The organism is Streptomyces sp. NPDC018693, from assembly GCF_044391385.1.
In the GTDB taxonomy this organism is placed as follows: Bacteria; Actinomycetota; Actinomycetes; order Streptomycetales; family Streptomycetaceae; genus Streptomyces.
Genome location: NZ_JBIRZZ010000006.1, coordinates 250,049 through 270,739, shown reverse-complemented (window position 1 = coordinate 270,739; position 20,691 = coordinate 250,049). Strand labels below are relative to the sequence as shown.

Genomic DNA, 20,691 nt, shown 5'->3' with positions numbered 1-20,691 from the left:
CTGCTTCCCGGCTCCCTGACCACCCCTCAAGTCTCCCACCCGGCACTGACAATCGATCGGGACGAGAGGGCGCGGCCTCTGCGCGCGAGTGGCCGTGGAAACGTAAGCTGTGCCACGTCACACGGACCGGGCAGCGGGGATGAACATGGCGATGATGCGCCTGAGGCGCGAGGACCCGCGCGTCGTCGGCTCGTTCAGGCTTCACCGACGGCTCGGCGCGGGCGGGATGGGCGTTGTCTACCTGGGCTCCGACAAGAAGGGGCAGCGCGTCGCCCTGAAGGTGATCCGGCCCGACCTGGCGGAGGACCAGGAGTTCCGGTCGCGTTTCGCGCGGGAGGTCTCGGCCGCGCGCAGGATCCGCGGCGGCTGCACCGCGCGGCTGGTGGCGGCGGACCTGGAGGCCGACCGGCCGTGGTTCGCGACCCAGTACGTGCCCGGGCCGTCTCTGCACGACAAGGTCATCGACGAGGGTCCCCTCGGCGCGGCCGAGGCCGCCTCGATCGGGGCCGCGCTGTCCGAGGGGCTCGTCGCCGTGCACGAGGCCGGTGTGGTGCACCGGGACCTCAAGCCCTCCAACATCCTGCTGTCCCCCAAGGGGCCGCGGATCATCGACTTCGGTATCGCGTGGGCGACGGGCGCCTCCACGCTCACGCATGTCGGGACCGCCGTCGGCTCCCCCGGTTTCCTCGCCCCGGAGCAGGTGCGCGGGGCCGCGGTCACCCCGGCCACCGACGTGTTCTCGCTGGGCGCCACCCTCGCGTACGCCTCGATGGCCGACTCGCCGTTCGGGCACGGCAGTTCCGAGGTGATGCTGTACCGGGTGGTGCACGAGGAGCCCCAACTGCACGGCGTACCGGACGCGCTCGCTCCGCTCGTACGCGCCTGTCTGGCGAAGGATCCCGAGGAACGGCCCAGCACGCTGGATCTGTCGCTGCGGCTGAAGGAGATCGCCGCACGTGAGGCCCAGGGGCTCGCCGATCCCCGGCCGCCCGTGCCGCGCGGCGGTGAGGCGGAGCGGCCCACCGGGCGGCTGTCCGACACGTACCCGGACCGCGGGCAGCGGCAGCCGGGTGGCGGGCCGGGGACGTCGGCGCCCCGGGGCGGGGTGTCGTCGTCGCCGTCCTCGCGCGGGTCGGGGGCGTCCGCAAGGAACGGGGTCCCCTCGCGCGGCGGCGGTGGCCCGCGCGGCGGTGGCCCGTCGTCCCGTGGGAACGGGCCTCGCCCCACCCCGGCCGCCCGCAACACGCCCGCCGGCAGGAACACGCCCGCCGCCCGCAACACCCGTCCCGGCACCGGCGGCCGGCCCGCGCCCCGCAGCGGCACCGGGCGTTCGGCGCCCCGGCCGACCGGGACCGGGCGCCGGCCCGCCAATCCTCGGCTGCTGCGGCAGCGGCTGTTCGTCTTCGTCGTGGTGACGCTGCTGGTCGCCCTCGGCATCGGCGTCGTGCAGGGCTGTCAGGGGCCCGCGCGGGCTCTCGGCGGCGACCCCGACGTCGTACGAGACGCCGCCGTACGGGACGTCGTGCGGCAGGGGCAGGTGCGGTCGGCGCAGGAGCCGCCGCGGGACCTGGTCTCCGGCTGAGCCCTACGCCTGCGGACGGCCCGTCGCGACCGCGTAGAAGGCGACCGCGGCCGCCGCGCCCACGTTGAGGGAGTCGACGCCGTGGGACATGGGGATGCGGACCCATTCGTCGGCGGCGACCAGGGCCTGGGTGGACAGGCCGTCGCCCTCGGCGCCGAGCATCAGGGCGACGCGGTCCATCCGGTGCGGGGCCACCTCGTCGAGGCTCTTGGCCTTCTCGTCCGGGGTGAGGGCGAGCAGGCCGAAGCCGGCCTCGCGGACCGAGTCCAGGCCCTTGGGCCAGGTGTCCAGGCGGGCGTACGGCACGGAGAAGACCGCGCCCATCGAGACCTTCACGCTGCGCCGGTAGAGGGGGTCGGCACAGTCCGGGGAGAGCAGGACCGCGTCCATGCCGAGGGCGGCCGCCGAGCGGAAGATGGCGCCGATGTTGGTGTGGTCGTTGACCGACTCCATGACGACGACCCGGCGGGCCGAGCGCAGGAGTTCGGCGGCGGTGGGCAGGGGCTTGCGCTGCATGGAGGCGAGTGCGCCACGGTGGACGTGGTAGCCGGTGACACGCTCGGCGAGTTCCGGGCTGACCGCGTAGACCGGTGCCGGGAGTTCGTCGATGACGTCGCGCATGACGTCGACCCACTTCGCGGACAGCAGCATCGAGCGCATCTCGTACCCGGCGTCCTTGGCCCGTCTGATGACCTTCTCGCCCTCGGCGATGAACAGGCCCTCGGCCGGCTCGCGTCTGCGGCGCAGCTCGACGTCGGTCAGTCCGGTGTAGTCGCGCAGGCGCGGGTCGGCGGGGTCCTCAACGGTGATGAGATCGGCCACAGGGTGATACTGCCTTGTCCTGGGTACGGTGCCAACGGCTCGGCACGACTTCTGTTACCGGCGGTTACGCGAAGGCCGCGCGACGGTCAGCCGGACCTGCGGGGGCCCACGGTGACGACCTCGCCGATGACGATGACCGCCGGGGGCTTCACGTCCTCGGCGCGGACGGTCTCAGCGACCGTCGCGAGGGTCGCGTCGACGCGGCGCTGGGCGGCCGTGGTGCCCTCCTGGACGAGCGCGACCGGGGTGTCCGGGGACTTGCCGTGCGCGACGAGCGTCTCGGCGATCTTCCCGATCTTGTCGACGCCCATGAGGACCACCAGGGTGCCGGTGAGCTTGGCGAGGGACGGCCAGTCGACCAGGGAACGCTCGTCGTCGGGCGCGACATGGCCGCTGACCACCGTGAACTCGTGGGCGACGCCCCGGTGGGTGACCGGGATGCCGGCCGCGCCCGGTACCGAGATCGAGCTGGAGATGCCGGGGACGACGGTGCAGGGGATGCCGGCCTCGGCGAGGGCGTGCAGTTCCTCCATGCCCCGGCCGAACACGTACGGGTCGCCGCCCTTGAGGCGGACCACCGACTTGCCCTGTTTGGCGTGCTCGATCAGGGCGTTGTTGATGGCCTCCTGGGCCATGTAGCGACCGTACGGGATCTTCGCCGCGTCGATGACCTCGACGTGCGGCGGGAGTTCGGCGAGCAGGTCGCGCGGGCCCAGGCGGTCGGCGATGACCACGTCCGCCTCGGCGAGCAGGCGTCGGCCGCGGACCGTGATCAGGTCCGGGTCGCCGGGGCCACCGCCGACCAGGGCGACGCCGGGGGTGCGGGTGCGGTGGTGCGGGGCGACCAGGGTGCCGTCGCGCAGGCCCTCGACGACCGCGTCGCGGATGGCGGCGGTGTGGCGGGGGTCGCGGGACTTGGTGTCGGTGGTGAGGATCGCGACCGTGACGCCCTCGCTGTGGCCGGTGGCCGGGGTCCAGGCGGTGGCGGCTTCGGCGTCGTCGGAGCGGACGCACCATACGCGGTGGCGCTCCGCTTCGGCGGAGGCGGCGGCGTTGGCTTCGGGGTCGCTGGTGGCGATCAGGGCGTACCAGGCGTCGGCGAGGTCGCCGTCGGTGTACGGGCGCTTCTCCCAGGTGATCTCACCCGTGTCCGCCATCGCTTCCACGGAGGGGGTCGCTTCGGGGGACACGAGGCGGATGTCGGCGCCGGATGCGATGAGAGCCGGGAGGCGGCGCTGGGCCACCTGGCCGCCGCCGAGGACGACGACCCGGCGGCCGGTGAGGCGGAGACCTACGGGGTAGGCGGGGTGTTCGGCCATGAGGGGCGGCTCCTCTTGTGGCGGTGGTGCGGTGGCCCTGACGTGCGGATTTTACGGGGCGGGGGGATCTGGGGGATCGGGTGTCCGGTGGCTGGGCAGCGTGGCCGGGCACAGCCACGGCACGTTGGCGGGGGCCCGGCGCTGTCGTGCCGGGGCCCCCTTGCCTGCGGGGCAGTAGCCGCTACTTCTCCGTGACACCCGCCGAGTCGAAGGTCGCCACCTCGTGCATCGCCCTGGCCGTGCTCTGGACCAGGGGGAGGGCGAGGAGGGCGCCGGTGCCCTCGCCGAGACGGAGGTCGAGGTCGACCAGGGGGCGCAGGCCGAGTTTGTTGAGGGCGGCCACGTGGCCGGGTTCGGCACTGCGGTGGCCTGCGATGCAGGCGGCCAGGACCTCGGGGGCGATGGCGCGGGCCACCAGGGCGGCGGCGCCGGCGCTGACGCCGTCCAGGATCACCGGGGTGCGCAGGGAGGCGCCGCCGAGCAGGAGGCCGACCATCGCCGCGTGCTCGAAACCGCCGATCGCGGCAAGGACTCCGATGGGGTCGGCCGGGTCCGGCTGGTGGACTTCGAGGGCGCGGCGGACGACCTCGGTCTTGCGGGCGAGGGTCTCGTCGTTGATGCCGGTGCCGCGCCCGGTGACCTCGGAGGGGTCGGCGCCGGTGAAGACGGAGATGAGGGCCGCCGAGGCGGTCGTGTTGGCGATGCCCATCTCGCCCGTGAGGAGGGCCTTGTTGCCGGCGGCGACCAGGTCGCGGGCCGTCTCGATGCCCACCTCGATGGCCTGCTTGGCCTCCTCGCGGGTCATCGCGGGGCCGGTGGTCATGTCGGACGTACCGGCTCGGATCTTGCGCGGCAGCAGGCCCGGGGTGGCGGGGAGGTCGGCGGCGACGCCGACGTCCACGACGCAGACCTCCGCGCCGACCTGGGCGGCGAAGGCGTTGCAGACCGCTCCCCCGCCGAGGAAGTTGGCCACCATCTGGGCGGTGACCTCCTGCGGCCAGGGGGTGACGCCCTGGGCGTGCACACCGTGGTCACCGGCGAAGATCGCGACGGCCGCGGGCTCCGGGATCGGCGGCGGGCACTGGCGGGACAGGCCGGACAGCTGGGCGGAGATGATCTCCAGCATGCCGAGCGCGCCGGCCGGCTTGGTCATGCGCTTCTGCCGCTCCCATGCCTCGCCGAGCGCCTTGGCGTCCAGCGGGCGGATCTGGGCGACGGTCTCGGCGAGCAGGTCGTGCGGCTCCTCGCCCGGCAGGGCGCGGCGGCCGTACGTCTCCTCGTGGACGACCCAGGACAGCGGGCGGCGCTTGGACCAGCCGGCCTGCATCAGCTCGGGCTCGTCCGGGAACTCGTCGACGTATCCGACGCACAGGTAGGCGATGACCTCCAGGTGCTCGGGCAGACCGAGGGAGCGGACCATCTCACGCTCGTCGAAGAAGCTGACCCAGCCGACGCCGAGGCCCTCGGCACGGGCGGCGAGCCAGAGGTTCTCCACGGCGAGGGCGGCGGAGTACGGGGCCATCTGGGGCTGGGTGTGCCGGCCCAGGGTGTGGCGGCCGCCGCGGGTCGGGTCGGCGGTGACCACGATGTTCACCGGGGTGTCGAGGATGGCCTCGATCTTCAGTTCCTTGAACTGCTTGGCCCGGCCCTTGGGCAGCGACTTGGCGTACGCCTCGCGCTGGCGCATGGCCAGTTCGTGCATCGTGCGGCGGGTGTCGGCCGAGCGGATGACGACGAAGTCCCACGGCTGGGAGTGGCCGACGGAGGGCGCGGTGTGGGCCGCTTCGAGGACCCGGAGCAGGACCTCGTGCGGGATGGGGTCGCTGCGGAAGCCGTTGCGGATGTCCCGACGCTCCCGCATGACCTTGAGGACGGCCTCGCGTTCGGCGTCGTCGTAGGGCGGTGCCGCGGGGCCGGTGGACTCTCGGACTTCTTCCACGGCGGCCCTGCTTTCTTCGTCGTGGTCGGCGGCCCTGGTTTCCAGGTCCTCCGGACTCTGTGCGATCTCGGGGTCGGGCTCCGCGTCCGGGGTCGCCGGGGCGGAGGCCGGGTCGGCCGCGCGGGGTGCGGGGACCGTGGCGACGGGCCCCTGCGGCGCGTCCGGGGGGACGGCGAGGGGGTGCGGCGGGGTCGGGGCGAGGTGCGGGGTGGTGGGCACCGTGCCCTCGACCGGTACGAACTGCCCCAGCGGCTGGTCGGGGCGGGGCTCCATGGGGACGCCGGTGCCCTGCGGGGCTCCGCCGGTGGGCAGGTGCACGGGGCCGGCGGGGTGCTGCTCGGGGGCCACGGGGTCCGGGGCGTCGGGCGCGGCGGCGGGCGGTGTCTGCGCTGCGAGCGGCTCCGCGGTGGGGGCCTGCGGCTGCTGCGGAGTGGGGGCGGTGTGCTCCGGGTGGGCGGCGGCCGCGGGGTCCGGTGTCGGGGTGGTGGTGTTCGGGTTGTGAGACGTCGGGTCCGCCTCTTGGACGGCTGCCGGGTCCGGGGTCTCCGCCTGGGGCACCGTGGCGTCCGGCTGGGGCTCGGGGGCTACGGAGGTGTCGGCGGGCGGCGCGACGGCGGGGGCCTGAGCGTCCTGGGCGTCGGCGGGAGCGGCGGTGGGCGGCGCGGTGGCGTCGCCGGGCTGGGGTGCGGTGGCCGCCTCCTCAGCGGTGGACTCTGGGGCCGAGGGTTCCTCGGCAGGGGCGGCCGGGGCTGGGGTGGGGGCCTCGACGGGGGCTGGGGCCTTCGGGGTTGCCGGAGTGACTGCCGCAGGGGCAAGGGCGTCGGCGGCCTGCGGAGCGTCGACCGCCGGGGCGTGGGCGACGGCAGGGGTGGCGGCCGCGGCGACGGCTGCCTCGGGAGCGTTGGCCGCGGGCGCCTCTGCGGTGGTGGGGGCGGCCGCGGTGGCAGGCGTGGCGGCCTCCGGGTCACCGGCCGCCGCAGCTTGAGCGTCAACGGCAGCCATGGGGGCCTCCTGGGTGACCGAAGCTGCCGAGACAGCGGCGGTGGGAGCTTCGGACGCGACGGCCTCCGGGCCACCGGCCGCAGAGACAGCAGCGGCATTGGCAGGAGCGGGTGCCCCGGCAACGGGCGCGCCGGGCGCTGACGGCTGCGCGGTTTCGGCAACTACCGGTGCCTCGGGGGCGGCGGGAGCAGCGGCCTCGGCCGTGCCCGCCGCAGGGGCCTGGGAGTGTTCGGCGGGGGTCGCATGGGCCGTAGGGGCGACGCCGGCCGCGGTGAGCTCGGGAGCGACGGCGGCCTCGGCCGTCGTGGCGCCGTCCGCGGTCGCAGCGGCAGGCGCTGCGGGGGCCGCAGCGGCGGAAGCGTCAGGGGCGGCAGGCGCGTCGGGGGCCGCAGCGGCGGAAGCGTCAGGGGCGGCAGGCGCTGCGGCCCCGGCGATGTCGGGAGCCTGGGCGTCGGGGTCGGCCGGCATGGCCTCGGGCGCTACGTCCTCGGGCGTCTGGGCGGCCTCGGCCACAGCGGCTTCGGGGTCCTGGGCGGCAGCGTCGGCCGCGATTCCCTCTGCCGTGGGCGCTCCATCGGCCTCGGGCGTCTGCATCGCATCGGCCACAGCGTCATGCGGGGCCTGCGCGTCCTGGGCCACGGCAGCCTGAGCGCTCTCACCCACATCCGCCTGAGCGTCCTCAGCCGCAGCCGCCTGACCAGCCCCGGCCGCAACAGCTTGCGCGCCATCGACTACGACCGCCTGAGCACCGTCAGCCCCAATCGCCTGAGCGCCCTCAGCCGCAGCCGCCTGACCAGCCCCGGCCGCAACAGCTTGCGCGCCATCGACTACGACCGCCTGAGCACCGTCAGCCGCAGTTGCCTGAGCGCCCTCGGCGGGAGCCGCCTGAGCACCCTCACCCAAAGTCCCCACAGCGTCCTGAGTCACATCAGCCTGAGCAGCCCCGGCGACAACAGCGTGCACATCCTCGGCCGCGGCAGCCCGAGCGCCCTCGGCGGCAACCGTCTGAGCAACCTCCTCACCGCCTGCCGCAACGTCCCCGGCAGCGTGAACGGCGTCCTCCGCAACGCCCTCGGTGACCTGTACGTCGTCAACGGCGCCGGGCGTGCCGGCCTCGGGCACGCCCGTCTCCGCAGCCGGAGGCTGCGCGACCGCCTCGGGACCCTGCCCGGACTCCGGCGTCGGCACCGCCATGGCGTCCGTCTGTGCCGCATCGGCGGTGGGAGTGGAGCCCTCGGCCGCATCGGCCACAGCGCCATCGGCGCTCGGGTCGATGCCCTGGGCGACTTCGGCCACGGCGCCATCGGCGCTCGGGTCGGCGCCCTGCCCCTGGCCGCTCGCCTCCACGGGCACACCGCTCACCTGCGCGCCCTCGGGGGCCTGCTCGGCAACGGGCACGGTCCCCTCGCCGTCCTGGCTCTGCGCGGTCTCCGCGCCCTGCGGAGCCGTCGCGGCAATCGCCTCCGTCGCGACGCGGGCCACCACGGCCTGGGCCGCGCCCACCGGCTCGGGCTGTTCCTGCACCGCGCCGACAGCCGGGCCAACCGTTTCCGCAGCCGTCGCCCCTGCGGCCACCGGCCCGGCAGCAACGGCCCCAGGAGCCACCGCGCCCGCGGTCACGGCAGCCCCAGCTCCGGAAGCCGCGCCTGCCGGTGGCACAGCCCCCGAAGCAACCGCCCCCTGCGCTCCCCAAGGCGCGGCACCCTGCGGCGTGGCGTCGCGTGTCGGGGGGACGTCGAGGTACTCGGGGCCGGTGGTCGGGGGGCCCGGCTGGCGGGCCGGTACGCCCGCGGGGCCGCGGTCGGCGAGGGAGCGGACCGGGCTGGCGGAGGCGTTGGGGATCGGCGGGCCGAGGTGCAGCGGGCGGCGGGGGGTGGTCGGCGGGATGGGGATCGTCGGGGCCGTGGGCGGCGTCGCCGACGTCGGGCCGGGCAGCCGGACGGCGCTGAGGTCGACGGAGCCGCTGTCGCGGCCGGACATCTCGTGCGGGCCGGGCTCGTGAGCGGGTTGGTGCACGGCCTCGACGACCGGTTCCGGCGCGGGCGGCGCCACCTCGTTGCCCCAGGCGCCGCCGGAGCCCGGGAGCAGCAGGTCCTCGTCCTCGGCGGTGGTCTCGGAGACGTAGGCGTACGCACCGGGCGCCTGGACGCCCGGCTGCTCCACCGTGCCTGCGTTCTCCGGCAGCCCCTCGCCCGGAACCTGGCCGGTGTCGGTCATGCGTACCCCTCGCCCATCGGTTAGTGCTTCTACGACCAGCTCACCCGGAACGGCGCACCGACCGCCCCGTAGTGAAGAACGAGCGTCCGTGCCCAGCGGCACGAACGACCCGCCGGAAAAGACGACAAAGCCATTCAGTGGCATTGTCGCGGCCGTTCTGCCATCGCGACAGCATGATCCGCGACGCTCCGCTGTGGACTGCGCCACGTTGCGCGTCCTCCGCTTTCTGCCGTACCACACGCACCCCAAAACAGATGCGTTTTCCGGACATTGACCGACGAGGTGCCGGGTGCCCGAAAGCGGTACGACGATCGGCCAGCCTACCGCGCGCGGTACGACAACAGGATCACGGGGCGCGATCCGGGAGAACCCCGCTGAGCAGGAACGCGACGCTCCGCTCGGTCTCCGTCCAGGCCCGGGTGTCGAGTTCGACGGACTGCAGGAGCGCGCACTCCACGCGGTAGCCGTGCTCGGCCAGATCGCGGCCGACGTGTTCGGCGGCGTCGCGTGACTTGGCGTGGGTGACGATGCGTCGCGGGCGGCGGTCGGCGGCAGCCGAGACCACGGCCGCTCCGCCACCGCCGACCCGGACGACGTCCGGTTCGGGCAGGCTCTCCAGGACGTGCGGGGCGGTGCCCTGGACGATCTGGAGCTGGACGCCGAAGCGGCGGGCGGTCGCGTCGGTCCGGGCGCAGGCGGCCCGGTCGCGGTCCACGGCGAGCACGGCCGCGCCGGCCCGGGCCGCCTCGGTGGCGAAGGCGCCGCTGCCGCAGCCGATGTCCCAGACGAGGTCGCCGACGCGCGGCCCGAGGCGGGCGAGTTGGGCGGCGCGCAGCAGTTCGGTCTCCCCCTCGCCGAGTCCGCCGCCGTAGGTCTCGTCGGGCAGGGTCCAGCCGCGCGGCCCGGCAGCCGGGTCACGGCCGGCGATCCAGCCCTCCCCCGCGCTCACGCCGCCGCCGATGACGATGACGACGTTCGGGTCGCGCCAGGTGTGGTCGGCGGCGTTGTCGGAGGTGACGACGCTGACCTGTTCGCGCGCGGTGCCGAGTTCCTCACAGACGACGAAGGTGCGGTGGACGCCTTCCAGGAGGAGACCGAGTTCGGCGGGTCCGGCGCCCGGGGAGGTGAGGACCGCCACCTTGGTGTGGGCGCGGCACACATTGACCGCGCGTCGCAGGGTGCGGCGGTGCGCGACGACCACTTGGGCGTCGTCCCAGGGCATCCCGGCGCGGGCGAACGCGGCGGCCACGGAGGACACGGCCGGGACGACCTCCACCTCCAGGCCGAACTCGGGTGCGCGCAGGGTCCGTACGACGCCGAAGAAGCCGGGGTCGCCGTCGGCGAGCACCACCGGGCTGCCGCGGTGGGCGGCGATCCGTCGGGCGGCGAGGGCGACGCTGCCCAGCCGGATGCGTTCGGCGCCGGCGGGCACCTCGGGCAGCGACAGGTGGTGGGCGGCGCCGGCCACAAGGGTGGCGGCGCCCAGCGCGGAGCGTGCCGCAGCGGTCAGCGGTGAGCCGTCCCAGCCGATCACCGTGACGCGGTCGGCCATCGTCGTCAGTCTCCAGGGATGTCGCGCAGGGTCGTCGGGCGGGCTCCGTGAGGGTACCCCGGCCGGGTGTGCGGGGCTCGGCAGAGCGGGCCCGACCGGGGGGTCAGTTCCAGTCGGTGTACGAGGCGTAGCCGCCGCTCTCGGTGAGCTGCTCGGCCGCGCCCTCCAGGTCCTCCGGGAGCAGGCTCCACACGATGTAGTCGGTGCGCACCTCGGTCCAGCCGCCGTCCTCGGTGCGGGCGCGCGCTATGCAGGCGTTGCGCAGGACGCCCTCGCTGATGCAGCCGATCTTCTGGGCGACCTGCTGGGAGGCGGTGTTGTCGGCGGCGGTGCGCAGCTCGATCCGTTCGAGCTTCTGGTCGGTGAACAGCCACTGGGCGGTGGCGAGGGCGGCTTCGGAGGCGTAGCCCTCGCCGCGGGCCCAGGGGGCGACGATGTACGACAACTCGGTGGACCGGACGTGCCAGTTGGTTCTGCCGAGCTGGACGACTCCCACCAGACGCTGGGTCAGGAACTCGGTGACGGCCAGGTCGAGGCCGCGGCCGGCGGTGCGTTCGGTGGGCGCGTACTCGGTGATCCAGGTGCGGGCGGCGTCCTCGGTGAACGGCTGGGGGACGTCCGTCCAGGCCCCGACCTGCTCGTCGTTCATCATCTCGGCCAGTGCGGGCACGTCGTCCTCGTCGAGGGGACGCAGCACCAACCGCTCCGTGCTGATGGAGATGGTGGGGAAGGTGCTAGTCATGCGCCGCTCCGTAACCTTCGAAAGAGCCTTCAGGGCCTGCTGAACTGCCCAGCATGCAGCATGAAAGCACCGAACCGCACTGCGGGGTCCGCCCGTTGTGAACGAGTGGACCCCGAGCGGGGTGACAGGGGGTCAGAAGGCCGCGACCACGGCGCCGTCGTACTTGTCCTCGATGAACTTCCTCACCTCGGGCGAGGTGAGGAGCTCGGCGAGCCGCTGCACGGCCTGGTCGTTCTCGTGGCCCTTCTTCACGGCGAGGAAGTTGCCGTACGGGTTGTCCTTGGGGGACTCGGCGGCGAGGGCGTCCTTCGCCGGGCTGAGGTCGGCCTCCAGGGCGTAGTTGCCGTTGATCACCGCGGCGTCGACGTCGCCGAGGGAGCGCGGCAGCAGCGCCGCCTCCAGCTCCTTGAACTTCAGGCCCTTGGGGTTGGCGGTGACGTCCTTCGGGGTCGCGTCGTAGCCGACGCCGTCCTTCAGCTCGATGAGGCCGCCGGCCTCCAGGAGCTTCAGTGCACGGGCCTCGTTGGTGGTGTCGTTCGGCAGGGCGACGGTGGCGCCCTTCTTCAGGTCCGTGAGCTTCTTGACGCTCCGGGAGTAGAGGCCGAGCGGCTCCAGGTGCACGGTCGCGCCGGGCACGGCCACGACCTCGGTGCCGTTCTTCTGGTTGAAGTCGTCGAGGTAGGGCTGGTGCTGGAAGTAGTTGGCGTCGACCTCGCCCTGCTGGACCGCGGTGTTGGGCGTGACGTAGTCGGTGAACTCCTTGACCTCCAGCTTGAGGCCGGCCTTCGCCGCGAGGTTGTCCTTGACGTAGGTGAGGATCTCGCCCTGCGGGGTGGGGGTGGCGGCGACGGTGAGGGTGTCGTCGGCGGCCTGGGAGTCGGAGCCCGAGCCGCAGGCGGTGAGCCCGAGGGTGAGGGCTCCGGCGGCGAGGACGGCAGTGGTGATCTTGGCGGTGTTACGCACGAAAAGTGCCTTTCCTGTGGGGTGGTGCTACCCCGTCATGGGTGGACGGGAGTTCTGTGGGTGTTCGGGGGTCAGCCGGTCTTGCCGGTGGCTGTGGCGGCCTTGAGCAGCCGGAGCCGGGGGGCGGGGCCGGAGCGGCCGCCGCGGCGGTGCAGGGAGCGGGCCGCGTAGTCGCCGGCGAACTGGATGACGGAGATGACGACGGCGAGCACCGCGACGGTGATCCACATCAGTTCGGTCTCGAAGCGCTGGTAGCCGTAGCGGATGGCGATGTCGCCGAGGCCGCCGGCGCCGACGGTGCCGGCCATCGCGGAGTAGCCGATGAGGGCGACGACCGTGGTCGTGGTGCCGGCGATGAGGGACGGGAGGGACTCGGGGACGAGGACCTTCCGTACGACCGTCCAGGTGTTGCCGCCCATCGACTGCACGGCCTCGACCAGCCCGCCGTCCACTTCGCGGACAGCCGTCTCGACGAGGCGGGCGAAGAACGGGATGGCGCCGACGGCAAGCGGCACGATCGCGGCCTCGCGGCCGATGGTGGTGCCGGTGACCCAGCGGGTGAAGGACATCAGCGCGACCATCAGGATGATGAAGGGCATGGAGCGGACGATGTTCACGACCTGCCCGATCACCTTGTTGGCGACGACGTTCTGAAGGAGTCCGTCCCGGTCGGTGAGGACCAGCAGGATGCCGAGCGGGAGACCGCCGACGACCGCGATGAGCGTGGACCAGCCGACCATGTGGAGGGTGTCCCAACACGCCTGTTCCAGCAGGGGCTGCGTCTCGGACCAGGTCACCGTCGGGCACCTTCCTTCAGCGGGGTGGGCTCCTGGCCCAGGACGTCGATCTGGAGGCCCTGTTCGCGCAGGAAGCCGATGGGCACCACGTTGTCCTCGTAGCGGCCGGGCAGTTCGATGCGCATGCGGCCGATCTGGAGGCCGCCGACCGTGTCGATGGCGGCGCCGAGGATCGATATGTCGATGTTGTAGGTGCGGGAGAGCTGGGAGATGACCGGCTGGGTGGCGGCCTCGCCGTGGAAGGTGACGTCCACGACGGTGCGGTCGGCGCCGGTGGTCTCGCCGCCGACCGGGAACAGGGCGGAGGCCAGCTGGGAGCCGGGGGTGGCGAGCAGTTCGCTGACCGTGCCGGACTCGACGACACGGCCGTTCTCCATGAGGGCGGCGGAGTCGCAGATCGACTTCACGACGTCCATCTCGTGGGTGATGAGCAGGACGGTCAGGCCCAGCTGCCGGTTCAGATCGCGCAGCAGCCGGAGGATCGAGCGGGTGGTCTCGGGGTCGAGGGCGCTGGTCGCCTCGTCGGAGAGGAGCACCTTGGGGTCGCCGGCGAGGGCGCGGGCGATGCCGACGCGCTGCTTCTGGCCGCCGGAGAGCTGGGCGGGATACGCCCTGGCCTTGTCGGCGAGGCCGACCAGGTCGAGGAGTTCCAGCGCCTTGGCGGAACGTTCCTTCACTGACCTGCCGCGGATCTCCAGCGGCAGTTCGACGTTGTCCTGCACGGTCCGCGAGGACAGCAGGTTGAAGTGCTGGAAGACCATGCCGATACGGCTGCGCGCCCGCCGCAGCTCCTTGCCGGCCCGGGGGCCGCGCCCGGCGAGGGCGGTGAGGTCCTGTCCGGCGACGGTGACCGTGCCGGAGGTGGGGCGCTCCAGGAGGTTGACGCAGCGGATCAGCGAGGACTTGCCGGCGCCGGACTGGCCGATGACGCCGTAGACCTCGCCTTCGCGGACGTGCAGATCGACGCCGTCGAGGGCGGTGATCTCGCGGCCGCGTGTGCGGTAGACCTTGGTCAAGGCCGTGGTGGTGATCACTGGGGTTTCCGTCACTGTCGAGTGCGCGGGCGTGGGTGTGCCCGGGTACGGGGGAAGTGTGTGCGCGGGGCGGCTTGGTCACGTACGGCAAGCGGCGTACGGACATGCCACGACGGCTCGCTTCGGGGCGCGAGACTCAGGGAGTGGTGCAGGGGCCCTCTAGAAGGCGCACATTCGACACAGACAACGAGCACCGGGCGTCATGGTCGCCTCGGTCGCAGAGATGCGGTGGCTCGTCGTGGTCATGCGATCAGTAAAGCAGACGTACGGTGCTGATCCGGCCCGAGTGTCCGCATACTGGACGGCCCTGGACAGATTGTGGCCGACGCCACGGGGGTCATCCCGGGCGGGAGGTGCCGTTGCCCCCGTAATAAGGTCGCTGCATGTTCAATGCCGTGACGCTGGTGACCGGTGTCGCCGCGCTGCTGCTCGCCGCGTGGTGCGGCTGGGCGGCCTACCGTGACCAGCCGACGAAGGACTGGCACTTCATCGGGATGGCCGTGGTCTCGGTGCTGGCACTGGTTCAGCTGGCGGTCGGGATCGTGCTGCTGGCGCGGGGCGAGAAGCCGGGGCAGGGCACGACGATCTTCGTGGCGTATCTGCTGGGCGCGTTCGCGTGCGTGCCGGCGGCCGGGTTCATGTCGCTGGCCGAGCGGACGCGGTGGGGGTCGGTGACCGTGGCCGCGTCCGGGGTGGTGCTGGCCGTGCTGGAGGTGCGGCTCTATGACATCTGGGGAGGCTGAGGTGGCGGCGACGGGGCAGAGGCCGGCGCGGCTCATCAGCGGGCCGGGGCTGCTTCTGGTGTGGCTGTACGGCGTGATGGTCGTGGGAGCGGTGTCGCGGTCGGCGTACCAGATCGCGACGGAGTTCGACCGGGCGCCGCTGGCCTATGCGCTGTCGGCGGTGGCGGGTGTCGTCTACGGGTTCATCACGTACACGTTGGTGCGGGGCGGCGAGACGGCCCGCAGGGCGGCGCGGGTGTGCTGCGCGGCCGAGCTGGTGGGGGTGCTGACGGTCGGCACCTGGACGTTGGTGGAACCGTCAGCGTTTCCGGACGCGACCGTGTGGTCGGACTATGGGATGGGGTATCTGTTCATTCCCGTGCTGTTGCCGTTCTCGGCCTTGCACTGGTTGCGGAAGGCGCGGACCCGACAGGGCGGTTGAGGACGTGTGCGGGTGCTGCGCCGTTGTGGTTGATCGCGCCCACGCGGCGGAGCCGCACAGTGACGCAGCCCCGCGCCCCTTCCGGGCCGGACCTCACGCCGTCGCTGCGTAAGTTCCCGCTTCCTTCTCCAGGACGATCATCGGGACGCCGTCGGTGCCCTCGGCCCTGCCCACCGTCTCGTAGCCGACCCGGCGGTAGAGGCGGAGGTTGCCCTCGCTGCGGTGGCCGGTGTGGAGGCGGAACTTCTTGGCGCCGCGTTCCTCAACCAGCGCGGCCTCGGCCGCGCGCAGCAGCCTGGCGCCGATGCCGTGGCCCTGGAGGCGGGGGTGGACGCAGAGCTTGCCGATGGCGGCCGCGCCGTCCTCGGTGACGTGGCCGCGGACCGAGCCGACCACCTCGTCGCCCAGGCGGGCCACGAAGACGCAGTCCGCGGCGAGTTCCTGGCGGACCGAGTCCAGGCTCTGGACGAGCGGGTCGATGCGGTAGTTGCCGTACAGCGCGGCCTCGCTCTGGAAACACAGGTACTGCAGCCTGAAGATCTGCTCCGCATCCCGGTCGGTCGCCGCCGAGATGGTCACGCTCATGCCCATGTGCGCATGCCTCCCGCTCACCTGATCACCTGTCGTACCTCACTCCTATCCCCGCGCTCCGCCGGCCGCAACCTCCGGTGCGAGCAAACGACGCAGACATCCCAGACATCTGGAACGTTCCGGCCCCAGAGAGCCCTGTGAGATACCCAACTCCCCCGCGATCTCCCGGTAGGTCAGGTCCCTCGGCGACAGCAGCGCCTCCAGCAGACGCGGGCAGCGGCCGGGCAGCCGGCGCACCGCCTCACGCAGGGCGCGGCGGCGGGCGGCGCTGACGGCCAGGTGTTCGGGGTCGCGCCCGCGGTCGTCGGCGGGATCGGTGTCGTACATGTCGTACGGACATTCGCGGCGGGCCGTACGGCGGGTGCGGCGGGACTCGGCGCGGACCGTGCGGCGCAGCCAGCCGGGGAGGTCGTGCGGCGGCCCGTCGTCGCCGGCGAGGCGTTCCAGGAAGCGGAGCCAGACGGCCTGTTCCAGATCGCCGGGTTCGGTGCCGGTGGCGTGTGCCTCGGCGCCGGCCTCGGCGGCGAGCAGCGGGGCGAGGGCGGCCAGCAGGGCGTGGTCGGGGGACGGGTTCGCCCCCCTGTGGGGAGGGGTGGTCACGTGGGGCACGACGCGGCCGCCCCGGGCGTGGGTTGCCCGGGGCGGCCCGGCGTCACTCCAACGGGGACGTCAGGCGTTGACGTAGTCCTCGCGGGCCAGCACGCCCGTGTCGGGCTGGTCGGTGAAGACGCCGTCGATGCCCGTGGCGAAGTAGGCGCGGTACGCGCCGAAGACGTCGCCGTAGGCGTCCGGGCCGGTGCCCTTGCGGAAGTCGGCGGGCAGGAAGGGGTTCTCGTTGCGCAACGTGTACGGGTGCAGGATCAGGCCCGCCGCGTGGGCGTCCTCGACCAGGGTGGTCGGCCGGGTGAGGTTGCCGTGCGCGTCCTTCGGGATGATCAGGTCCAGGGTCGGGCCGATGCCGTGCGCATAGGAGGCGATCTCCTTCAGGCCCTTGGGGGTGATCAGGTCGGCGACGGTGCGCGGGTCGCCGTTCTCCTCGAAGTCCCAAGGGCGGCTGTCCGCCGTCCACAGCAGGACGACGCGCGGGGTGTCGACCAGCTTGCTGAGACGCCGGATGCTGCTCGGCTCGAACGACTGCAGGACGACCGGCGCGTTCTTCTTGTGCTTGCCGTGCCTGCGCAGCAGCTGGGCGACCCGCTCCTCCAGGCCGAGGCCCAGCTTGCGGAAGTAGGTGGGGTGCTTGGTCTCCGGGTAGATCCAGACCTGCTTGCCGCGCTTACGGGTCTGCTCGTCCTGCCACGTGAGGACCTCCTCGAAGGTGGGGATCTCCCAGCGGCCGTTGTAGAGGGTGTTGTTCGGGCGGTTGGCGGGAATGCGCTCGGTCGCGCGCAGCGTCTTCAGCTCGGCGAGCGTGAAGTCCTCGGTGAACCAGCCGGTGACGGTCTCCCCGTCGAGCGTCTTGGTGGTCCTGCGGTCGGCGAACTCGGGATGGTCCGCGACGTCCGTCGTGCCGCCGATCTCGGGCTCGTGGCGGCAGACGATGTGACCGTCCCTGGTCGGCACCAGGTCGCCGGCCTCGACGATGTCGGCGCCCATGTCGAGGGCGAGTTCATAGGCGCCGAAGGTGTGTTCGGGGCGGTAGCCGCTGGCGCCGCGGTGGCCGATGATCGTCGGTACCGGCAGGCTCTTCAGCCCGCCGCCGTGCCGGGCCTCGCCGGCTCTCGCCGTGCCGGAGAGTCCGAGGACCGCTCCGGCCCCGCCGAGCACGGCGGCGCCCAGCAGGGCCCGCCGTCCGGTCGTGGGTACCTGCTCGTTCGACTCCTGCGTTCCCATGGGGCCTCCTGCCGCCGACTCTGGGTCGGTGCGGGCCGATCGTAGGGGCGTGGACATGACGTAAGGGAAGCGCCGGGTCGAACACACGGGTGATGGTGGGTGTCGTTCCAGCCATGTGACGCGGTGTTTCCCCGACGACGCCCGGGGCAAGGCCACGTCAATTGTTCGTAAGGCATCGGTGAAGCCCCATGGACCCGATGTGCGCCACCCCCGGGACCGCGAGTATCGTCCTCACCTGCACAGACTCATACCGCTATCCCTTGGCATCGGAGGGCCCGTTGTCCCGCTTCGCGCTCATCAAGGCAGTGCTCGGACCGGTCATGCGCCTGATGTTCCGCCCCCGGGTCGAGGGCGTGGAGCACATCCCGGGCGACGGACCGGTCATCCTGGCCGGCAACCACCTCACGTTCATCGACTCGATCGTGCTGCCGCTGGTGACGAAGCGGCAGGTGTTCTTCATCGGCAAGGACGAGTACGTCACCGGCAAGGGCCTCAAGGGCCGGCTGATGGCCTGGTTCTTCACCGGCGTCGGCATGATCCCGGTGGACCGGGACGGTGCGAGCGGCGGTGTGGCGGCGCTGATGACGGGGCGCCGGGTGCTGGAGGAGGGCAGGATGTTCGGCATCTACCCCGAGGGCACGCGGTCGCCCGACGGACGGCTGTACCGGGGGCGCACCGGCATCGCGCGGCTGACGCTGATGACCGGGGCGCCGGTGGTTCCCTTCGCGATGATCGGTACGGACAAGTTGCAGCCGGGAGGGCGGGGTATTCCCCGGCCGGGGCGGGTCACGGTGCGGTTCGGTGAGGCGATGGAGTTCTCCCGGTACGAGGGGATGGACCGGGATCGTTATGTGTTGCGGGCGGTGACGGACTCGGTGATGGCTGAGGTCATGCGGTTGTCCGGGCAGGAGTATGTGGACATGTATGCGACCAAGGCCAAGGCGGCTTAGGGGTTCGTTGCCGGGTGCGGCGCCGTGGGGGCTGGTCGCGCCGTTCCGCGCGCCCCTTGGGGTGCGGCCCTCAGCCCGCGTTTTCCAGGTGCTGGTTCTTCAGCAGGAACCACGCTGCCACCGCTGCGGCCAGCAGGACCGCCGCCCCTGCACCCGCCGCGATCGTGAGCCCGTCCACGAAGGACTCGCGTGCCGACGACAGCAGCGCCTGGGCCGTGTCCGTCGGCAGTGTTCTCGCCGTTTCCACCGCGCCGCCCAGGGACTCGTGGGCGGCGGCCGGTGTGCCGGCTGGTGACGGGAAGCCCCGGTAGACGCCCGTCACGATCGAGCCGAGGGCCGCGATGCCGAGGGCGGCGCCGAGTTCGTACGCCGTTTCCGAGACCGCGGAGGCGGCGCCCGCCTGTTCCTTCGGTACGGAGGACAGGATGACGTCGGCCGTCACCGTGAAGGAGAAGCCGGCGCCGATGCCGACGACCAGGAGGGCGGCGCCGAGCAACGGGTAGCCGGTGGAGGCGTGGATCGTGGTGAGGGCGGCCAGGGCCAGGCCGACCGCCGCGAGGCCGCCGGAGACCACCGCGCGGACCGAGAAGCGGCGGGCCGCGCGACCGGCGACCAGGCCCGCCGCCACCGCGCCGACCGCTGCCGGGAGTTCGGCCAGGCCCGCCTCCAACGGGCGTCGGCCCTGGACGAGTTGCAGGTACTGGGAGAGGAAGAACACCAGGCCGGACAGGCCGAGGACGGTCAGCAGGTCGGCCAGGACGGCGCCGCTGAAGCCGCGGCTGCGGAACAGGCGCATGTCCAGGAGCGGGGCCGGCAGGGTCAACTGGCGGCGTACGAAGCCGTGGAGCGCGGCGGCGCCCAGCAGGCCCACGGCCAGCGGCTCCCAGCCGACGCCGTGCGACGCGGTCTCCTTGACGGCGTAGACGACGCCGACCATGCCGAGCAGCGACAGTACGACGCTCAGCAGGTCCCAGGGGCCGGCGTTCGGGTTGCGGGACTCCGGCAGCATCCTGATGCCGACGAGGACCAGGACCGCCATCACGGGCAGGTTGATGAGGAAGACCGAGCCCCACCAGAAGTGCTCCAGCAGGAACCCGCCGACGATCGGGCCGACCGCGGTGCCGGCGGAGGCCGTTGCGCCCCAGATGCCGACGGCCAGGCTGCGTTCGCGCGGGTCGTGGAAGAGGTTGCGGATCAGGGCGAGGGTGGCGGGCATCAGGGTCGCGCCCGCGACGCCGAGCAGGGCTCGGGCGGCGATCATCAGCTCGGGCGTGGCGGCGTAGGCGTTCAGGACGGATATCGCGCCGAACGCGGTGGCGCCGATCAGCAGGATCCGCTTGCGGCCGATGCGGTCGCCGAGGCTGCCCATGGAGACGAGGAGTCCGGCGATGACGAAGGAGTAGACGTCGCCGATCCAGAGGAGCTGGGTGCCGGAGGGCTTCAGGTCCTCGCTGATGTAGGGGGTCGCGAGGCCGAGGACAGTGGCGTCCACGGCCACCAGCAGCACGGCGAGGACGAGGACGGAGAGCGCCAGCCAGCGGCCCGGGCGCTTCACCGCCTCGGTCGTCGTCGCCGGCCGCAGGGTGCTGGTCATGATTCCTCTCTTCGCAGTGCGCCGCCGAGCAGTAGCTCGGTGGTCATGTGGTGGAAGTCCTTCGGGGCGCCCTTGCCGCTCTGCACGACCCAGGCGCCGGAGGCGAGCAGGCCGAAGAGCGCTTCGGTGAGCCAGACCGGGGTCAGGTCGATGCGGAACTCGCCGCTGAGCTGGCCGCGCCGGAACAGGGCGGAGATCCGGTCGTCCAGCCGGGACCAGCCCTCGTTCAGCTGCTCGCCCTCGAACAGCTGGTTCTCGCTGTAGAGGAAGGCGAGCAGTCCGGCGGCGGGCTCCAGCTCGCGGACGAGGCGGCGTACGGCGTCGGCCGCGGGGCCGTCGTCCAGGCGGGCCGCGTCCACGGCGGCCTCGCACTCGGCGATGCCGAGCGACTCCAGCGCCCGTACGAGCGCGTCTCGGCCGGCGAAGTGCCGGTGCAGGGTGGCGCGGCTGATCCCGGCGGCCTTGGCGACCTCGTCCATGGTCGCGGTGGATCTGCGGGTCAGCAGGGCTGCGGCACTGCGCAGTACGTGGTCACGATCGACGGCCATGAGACAACCATAACCCATGTGAGACATCTATGTCTCACAGTG

General features: G+C 72.8%; 17 protein-coding genes. 4 read left to right on the top strand and 13 right to left on the bottom strand.

What is annotated here, in order from left to right; genetic code table 11:
* Positions 1 to 139: 139 nt before the first annotated feature.
* A complete protein-coding gene (locus ACH5AC_RS18645) occupies positions 140 to 1,582 on the top strand; it encodes a serine/threonine-protein kinase (RefSeq protein ID WP_398863139.1) in 1,443 nt (480 codons plus the stop codon).
* Between the two features lie 3 nt (positions 1,583 to 1,585).
* Here the strand turns inward: ACH5AC_RS18645 and ACH5AC_RS18640 are convergent, their stop codons facing one another.
* The 8 genes from ACH5AC_RS18640 to ACH5AC_RS18605 all read right to left on the bottom strand — a co-directional run bounded on the left by ACH5AC_RS18640 (position 1,586) and on the right by ACH5AC_RS18605 (position 13,969).
* Complete coding sequence (locus ACH5AC_RS18640; RefSeq protein ID WP_398862975.1) at positions 1,586 to 2,404, bottom strand: TrmH family RNA methyltransferase; 819 nt, start codon at positions 2,402 to 2,404, stop codon at positions 1,586 to 1,588.
* Between the two features lie 86 nt (positions 2,405 to 2,490).
* Positions 2,491 to 3,723: a uroporphyrinogen-III C-methyltransferase gene (gene cobA, locus ACH5AC_RS18635; protein ID WP_398862974.1), complete on the bottom strand. Its 1,233-nt coding sequence runs from the start codon at positions 3,721 to 3,723 to the stop codon at positions 2,491 to 2,493.
* A 181-nt stretch (positions 3,724 to 3,904) separates the two neighbouring features.
* A complete protein-coding gene (cobT, locus tag ACH5AC_RS18630; protein ID WP_398862973.1) occupies positions 3,905 to 8,881 on the bottom strand; it encodes a nicotinate-nucleotide--dimethylbenzimidazole phosphoribosyltransferase in 4,977 nt (1,658 codons plus the stop codon).
* 346 nt (positions 8,882 to 9,227) lie between these two features.
* The gene (gene cbiE / locus ACH5AC_RS18625) at positions 9,228 to 10,433 is read right to left on the bottom strand and encodes a precorrin-6y C5,15-methyltransferase (decarboxylating) subunit CbiE (RefSeq protein WP_398862972.1); all 1,206 of its coding nucleotides are present in this window, start codon (positions 10,431 to 10,433) and stop codon (positions 9,228 to 9,230) included.
* Between the two features lie 103 nt (positions 10,434 to 10,536).
* Positions 10,537 to 11,175 carry a GNAT family N-acetyltransferase gene (locus ACH5AC_RS18620; protein WP_398862971.1) on the bottom strand — a complete coding sequence of 213 codons (639 nt, stop codon included), beginning with the start codon at positions 11,173 to 11,175 and terminating at the stop codon, positions 10,537 to 10,539.
* A 132-nt stretch (positions 11,176 to 11,307) separates the two neighbouring features.
* A complete protein-coding gene (locus ACH5AC_RS18615; RefSeq protein WP_398862968.1) occupies positions 11,308 to 12,138 on the bottom strand; it encodes a MetQ/NlpA family ABC transporter substrate-binding protein in 831 nt (276 codons plus the stop codon).
* A 71-nt stretch (positions 12,139 to 12,209) separates the two neighbouring features.
* The gene (locus tag ACH5AC_RS18610; RefSeq protein WP_398862967.1) at positions 12,210 to 12,935 is read right to left on the bottom strand and encodes a methionine ABC transporter permease; all 726 of its coding nucleotides are present in this window, start codon (positions 12,933 to 12,935) and stop codon (positions 12,210 to 12,212) included.
* Positions 12,932 to 13,969: a methionine ABC transporter ATP-binding protein gene (locus tag ACH5AC_RS18605; protein WP_398862966.1), complete on the bottom strand. Its 1,038-nt coding sequence runs from the start codon at positions 13,967 to 13,969 to the stop codon at positions 12,932 to 12,934. The genes ACH5AC_RS18610 and ACH5AC_RS18605 overlap by 4 nt, the downstream gene beginning before the upstream one ends.
* Before the next feature lie 383 nt (positions 13,970 to 14,352).
* On the opposite strand from ACH5AC_RS18605, the gene ACH5AC_RS18600 reads away from it, so the two are divergent.
* A complete protein-coding gene (locus tag ACH5AC_RS18600; protein WP_398862965.1) occupies positions 14,353 to 14,712 on the top strand; it encodes a hypothetical protein in 360 nt (119 codons plus the stop codon).
* Complete coding sequence (locus ACH5AC_RS18595; protein ID WP_398862964.1) at positions 14,693 to 15,133, top strand: hypothetical protein; 441 nt, start codon at positions 14,693 to 14,695, stop codon at positions 15,131 to 15,133. Before ACH5AC_RS18600 ends, ACH5AC_RS18595 begins: the two co-directional genes overlap by 20 nt.
* A 93-nt stretch (positions 15,134 to 15,226) precedes the next feature.
* Here ACH5AC_RS18595 and ACH5AC_RS18590 read toward each other — a convergent pair whose 3' ends face one another.
* The 3 genes from ACH5AC_RS18590 to ACH5AC_RS18580 form a co-directional block, all read right to left on the bottom strand.
* Positions 15,227 to 15,724, bottom strand: coding sequence for a GNAT family N-acetyltransferase (locus tag ACH5AC_RS18590; protein WP_398863137.1), 498 nt, complete (start codon positions 15,722 to 15,724; stop codon positions 15,227 to 15,229).
* A gap of 45 nt (positions 15,725 to 15,769) precedes the next feature.
* Positions 15,770 to 16,324 carry an RNA polymerase sigma factor gene (locus ACH5AC_RS18585; RefSeq protein WP_398862962.1) on the bottom strand — a complete coding sequence of 185 codons (555 nt, stop codon included), beginning with the start codon at positions 16,322 to 16,324 and terminating at the stop codon, positions 15,770 to 15,772.
* Between the two features lie 69 nt (positions 16,325 to 16,393).
* Entirely contained in the window at positions 16,394 to 17,557 is a 1,164-nt protein-coding gene (locus ACH5AC_RS18580) for a glycerophosphodiester phosphodiesterase (RefSeq protein ID WP_398862961.1), read from the bottom strand.
* A gap of 278 nt (positions 17,558 to 17,835) precedes the next feature.
* On the opposite strand from ACH5AC_RS18580, the gene ACH5AC_RS18575 reads away from it, so the two are divergent.
* Positions 17,836 to 18,507, top strand: coding sequence for a lysophospholipid acyltransferase family protein (locus tag ACH5AC_RS18575; RefSeq protein ID WP_398863136.1), 672 nt, complete (start codon positions 17,836 to 17,838; stop codon positions 18,505 to 18,507).
* A 70-nt stretch (positions 18,508 to 18,577) separates the two neighbouring features.
* Here ACH5AC_RS18575 and ACH5AC_RS18570 read toward each other — a convergent pair whose 3' ends face one another.
* Complete coding sequence (locus ACH5AC_RS18570) at positions 18,578 to 20,101, bottom strand: MFS transporter (protein WP_398862960.1); 1,524 nt, start codon at positions 20,099 to 20,101, stop codon at positions 18,578 to 18,580.
* Positions 20,098 to 20,649, bottom strand: coding sequence for a TetR/AcrR family transcriptional regulator (locus tag ACH5AC_RS18565; RefSeq protein ID WP_398862959.1), 552 nt, complete (start codon positions 20,647 to 20,649; stop codon positions 20,098 to 20,100). Before ACH5AC_RS18565 ends, ACH5AC_RS18570 begins: the two co-directional genes overlap by 4 nt.
* Between the last annotated feature and the right edge of the window lie 42 nt (positions 20,650 to 20,691).

Coding starts and splice junctions, on each gene's coding strand:
- ACH5AC_RS18645 (WP_398863139.1), top strand. CDS start 140: ATGAACATGGCGATGATGCGCCTGAGGCGCGAGGACCCGCGCGTCGTC.
- cobA (WP_398862974.1), bottom strand. CDS start 3,723: ATGGCCGAACACCCCGCCTACCCCGTAGGTCTCCGCCTCACCGGCCGC.
- cobT (WP_398862973.1), bottom strand. CDS start 8,881: ATGACCGACACCGGCCAGGTTCCGGGCGAGGGGCTGCCGGAGAACGCA.
- cbiE (WP_398862972.1), bottom strand. CDS start 10,433: ATGGCCGACCGCGTCACGGTGATCGGCTGGGACGGCTCACCGCTGACC.
- ACH5AC_RS18620 (WP_398862971.1), bottom strand. CDS start 11,175: ATGACTAGCACCTTCCCCACCATCTCCATCAGCACGGAGCGGTTGGTG.
- ACH5AC_RS18600 (WP_398862965.1), top strand. CDS start 14,353: ATGTTCAATGCCGTGACGCTGGTGACCGGTGTCGCCGCGCTGCTGCTC.
- ACH5AC_RS18595 (WP_398862964.1), top strand. CDS start 14,693: ATGACATCTGGGGAGGCTGAGGTGGCGGCGACGGGGCAGAGGCCGGCG.
- ACH5AC_RS18590 (WP_398863137.1), bottom strand. CDS start 15,724: ATGGGCATGAGCGTGACCATCTCGGCGGCGACCGACCGGGATGCGGAG.
- ACH5AC_RS18580 (WP_398862961.1), bottom strand. CDS start 17,557: ATGGGAACGCAGGAGTCGAACGAGCAGGTACCCACGACCGGACGGCGG.
- ACH5AC_RS18570 (WP_398862960.1), bottom strand. CDS start 20,101: ATGACCAGCACCCTGCGGCCGGCGACGACGACCGAGGCGGTGAAGCGC.
- ACH5AC_RS18565 (WP_398862959.1), bottom strand. CDS start 20,649: ATGGCCGTCGATCGTGACCACGTACTGCGCAGTGCCGCAGCCCTGCTG.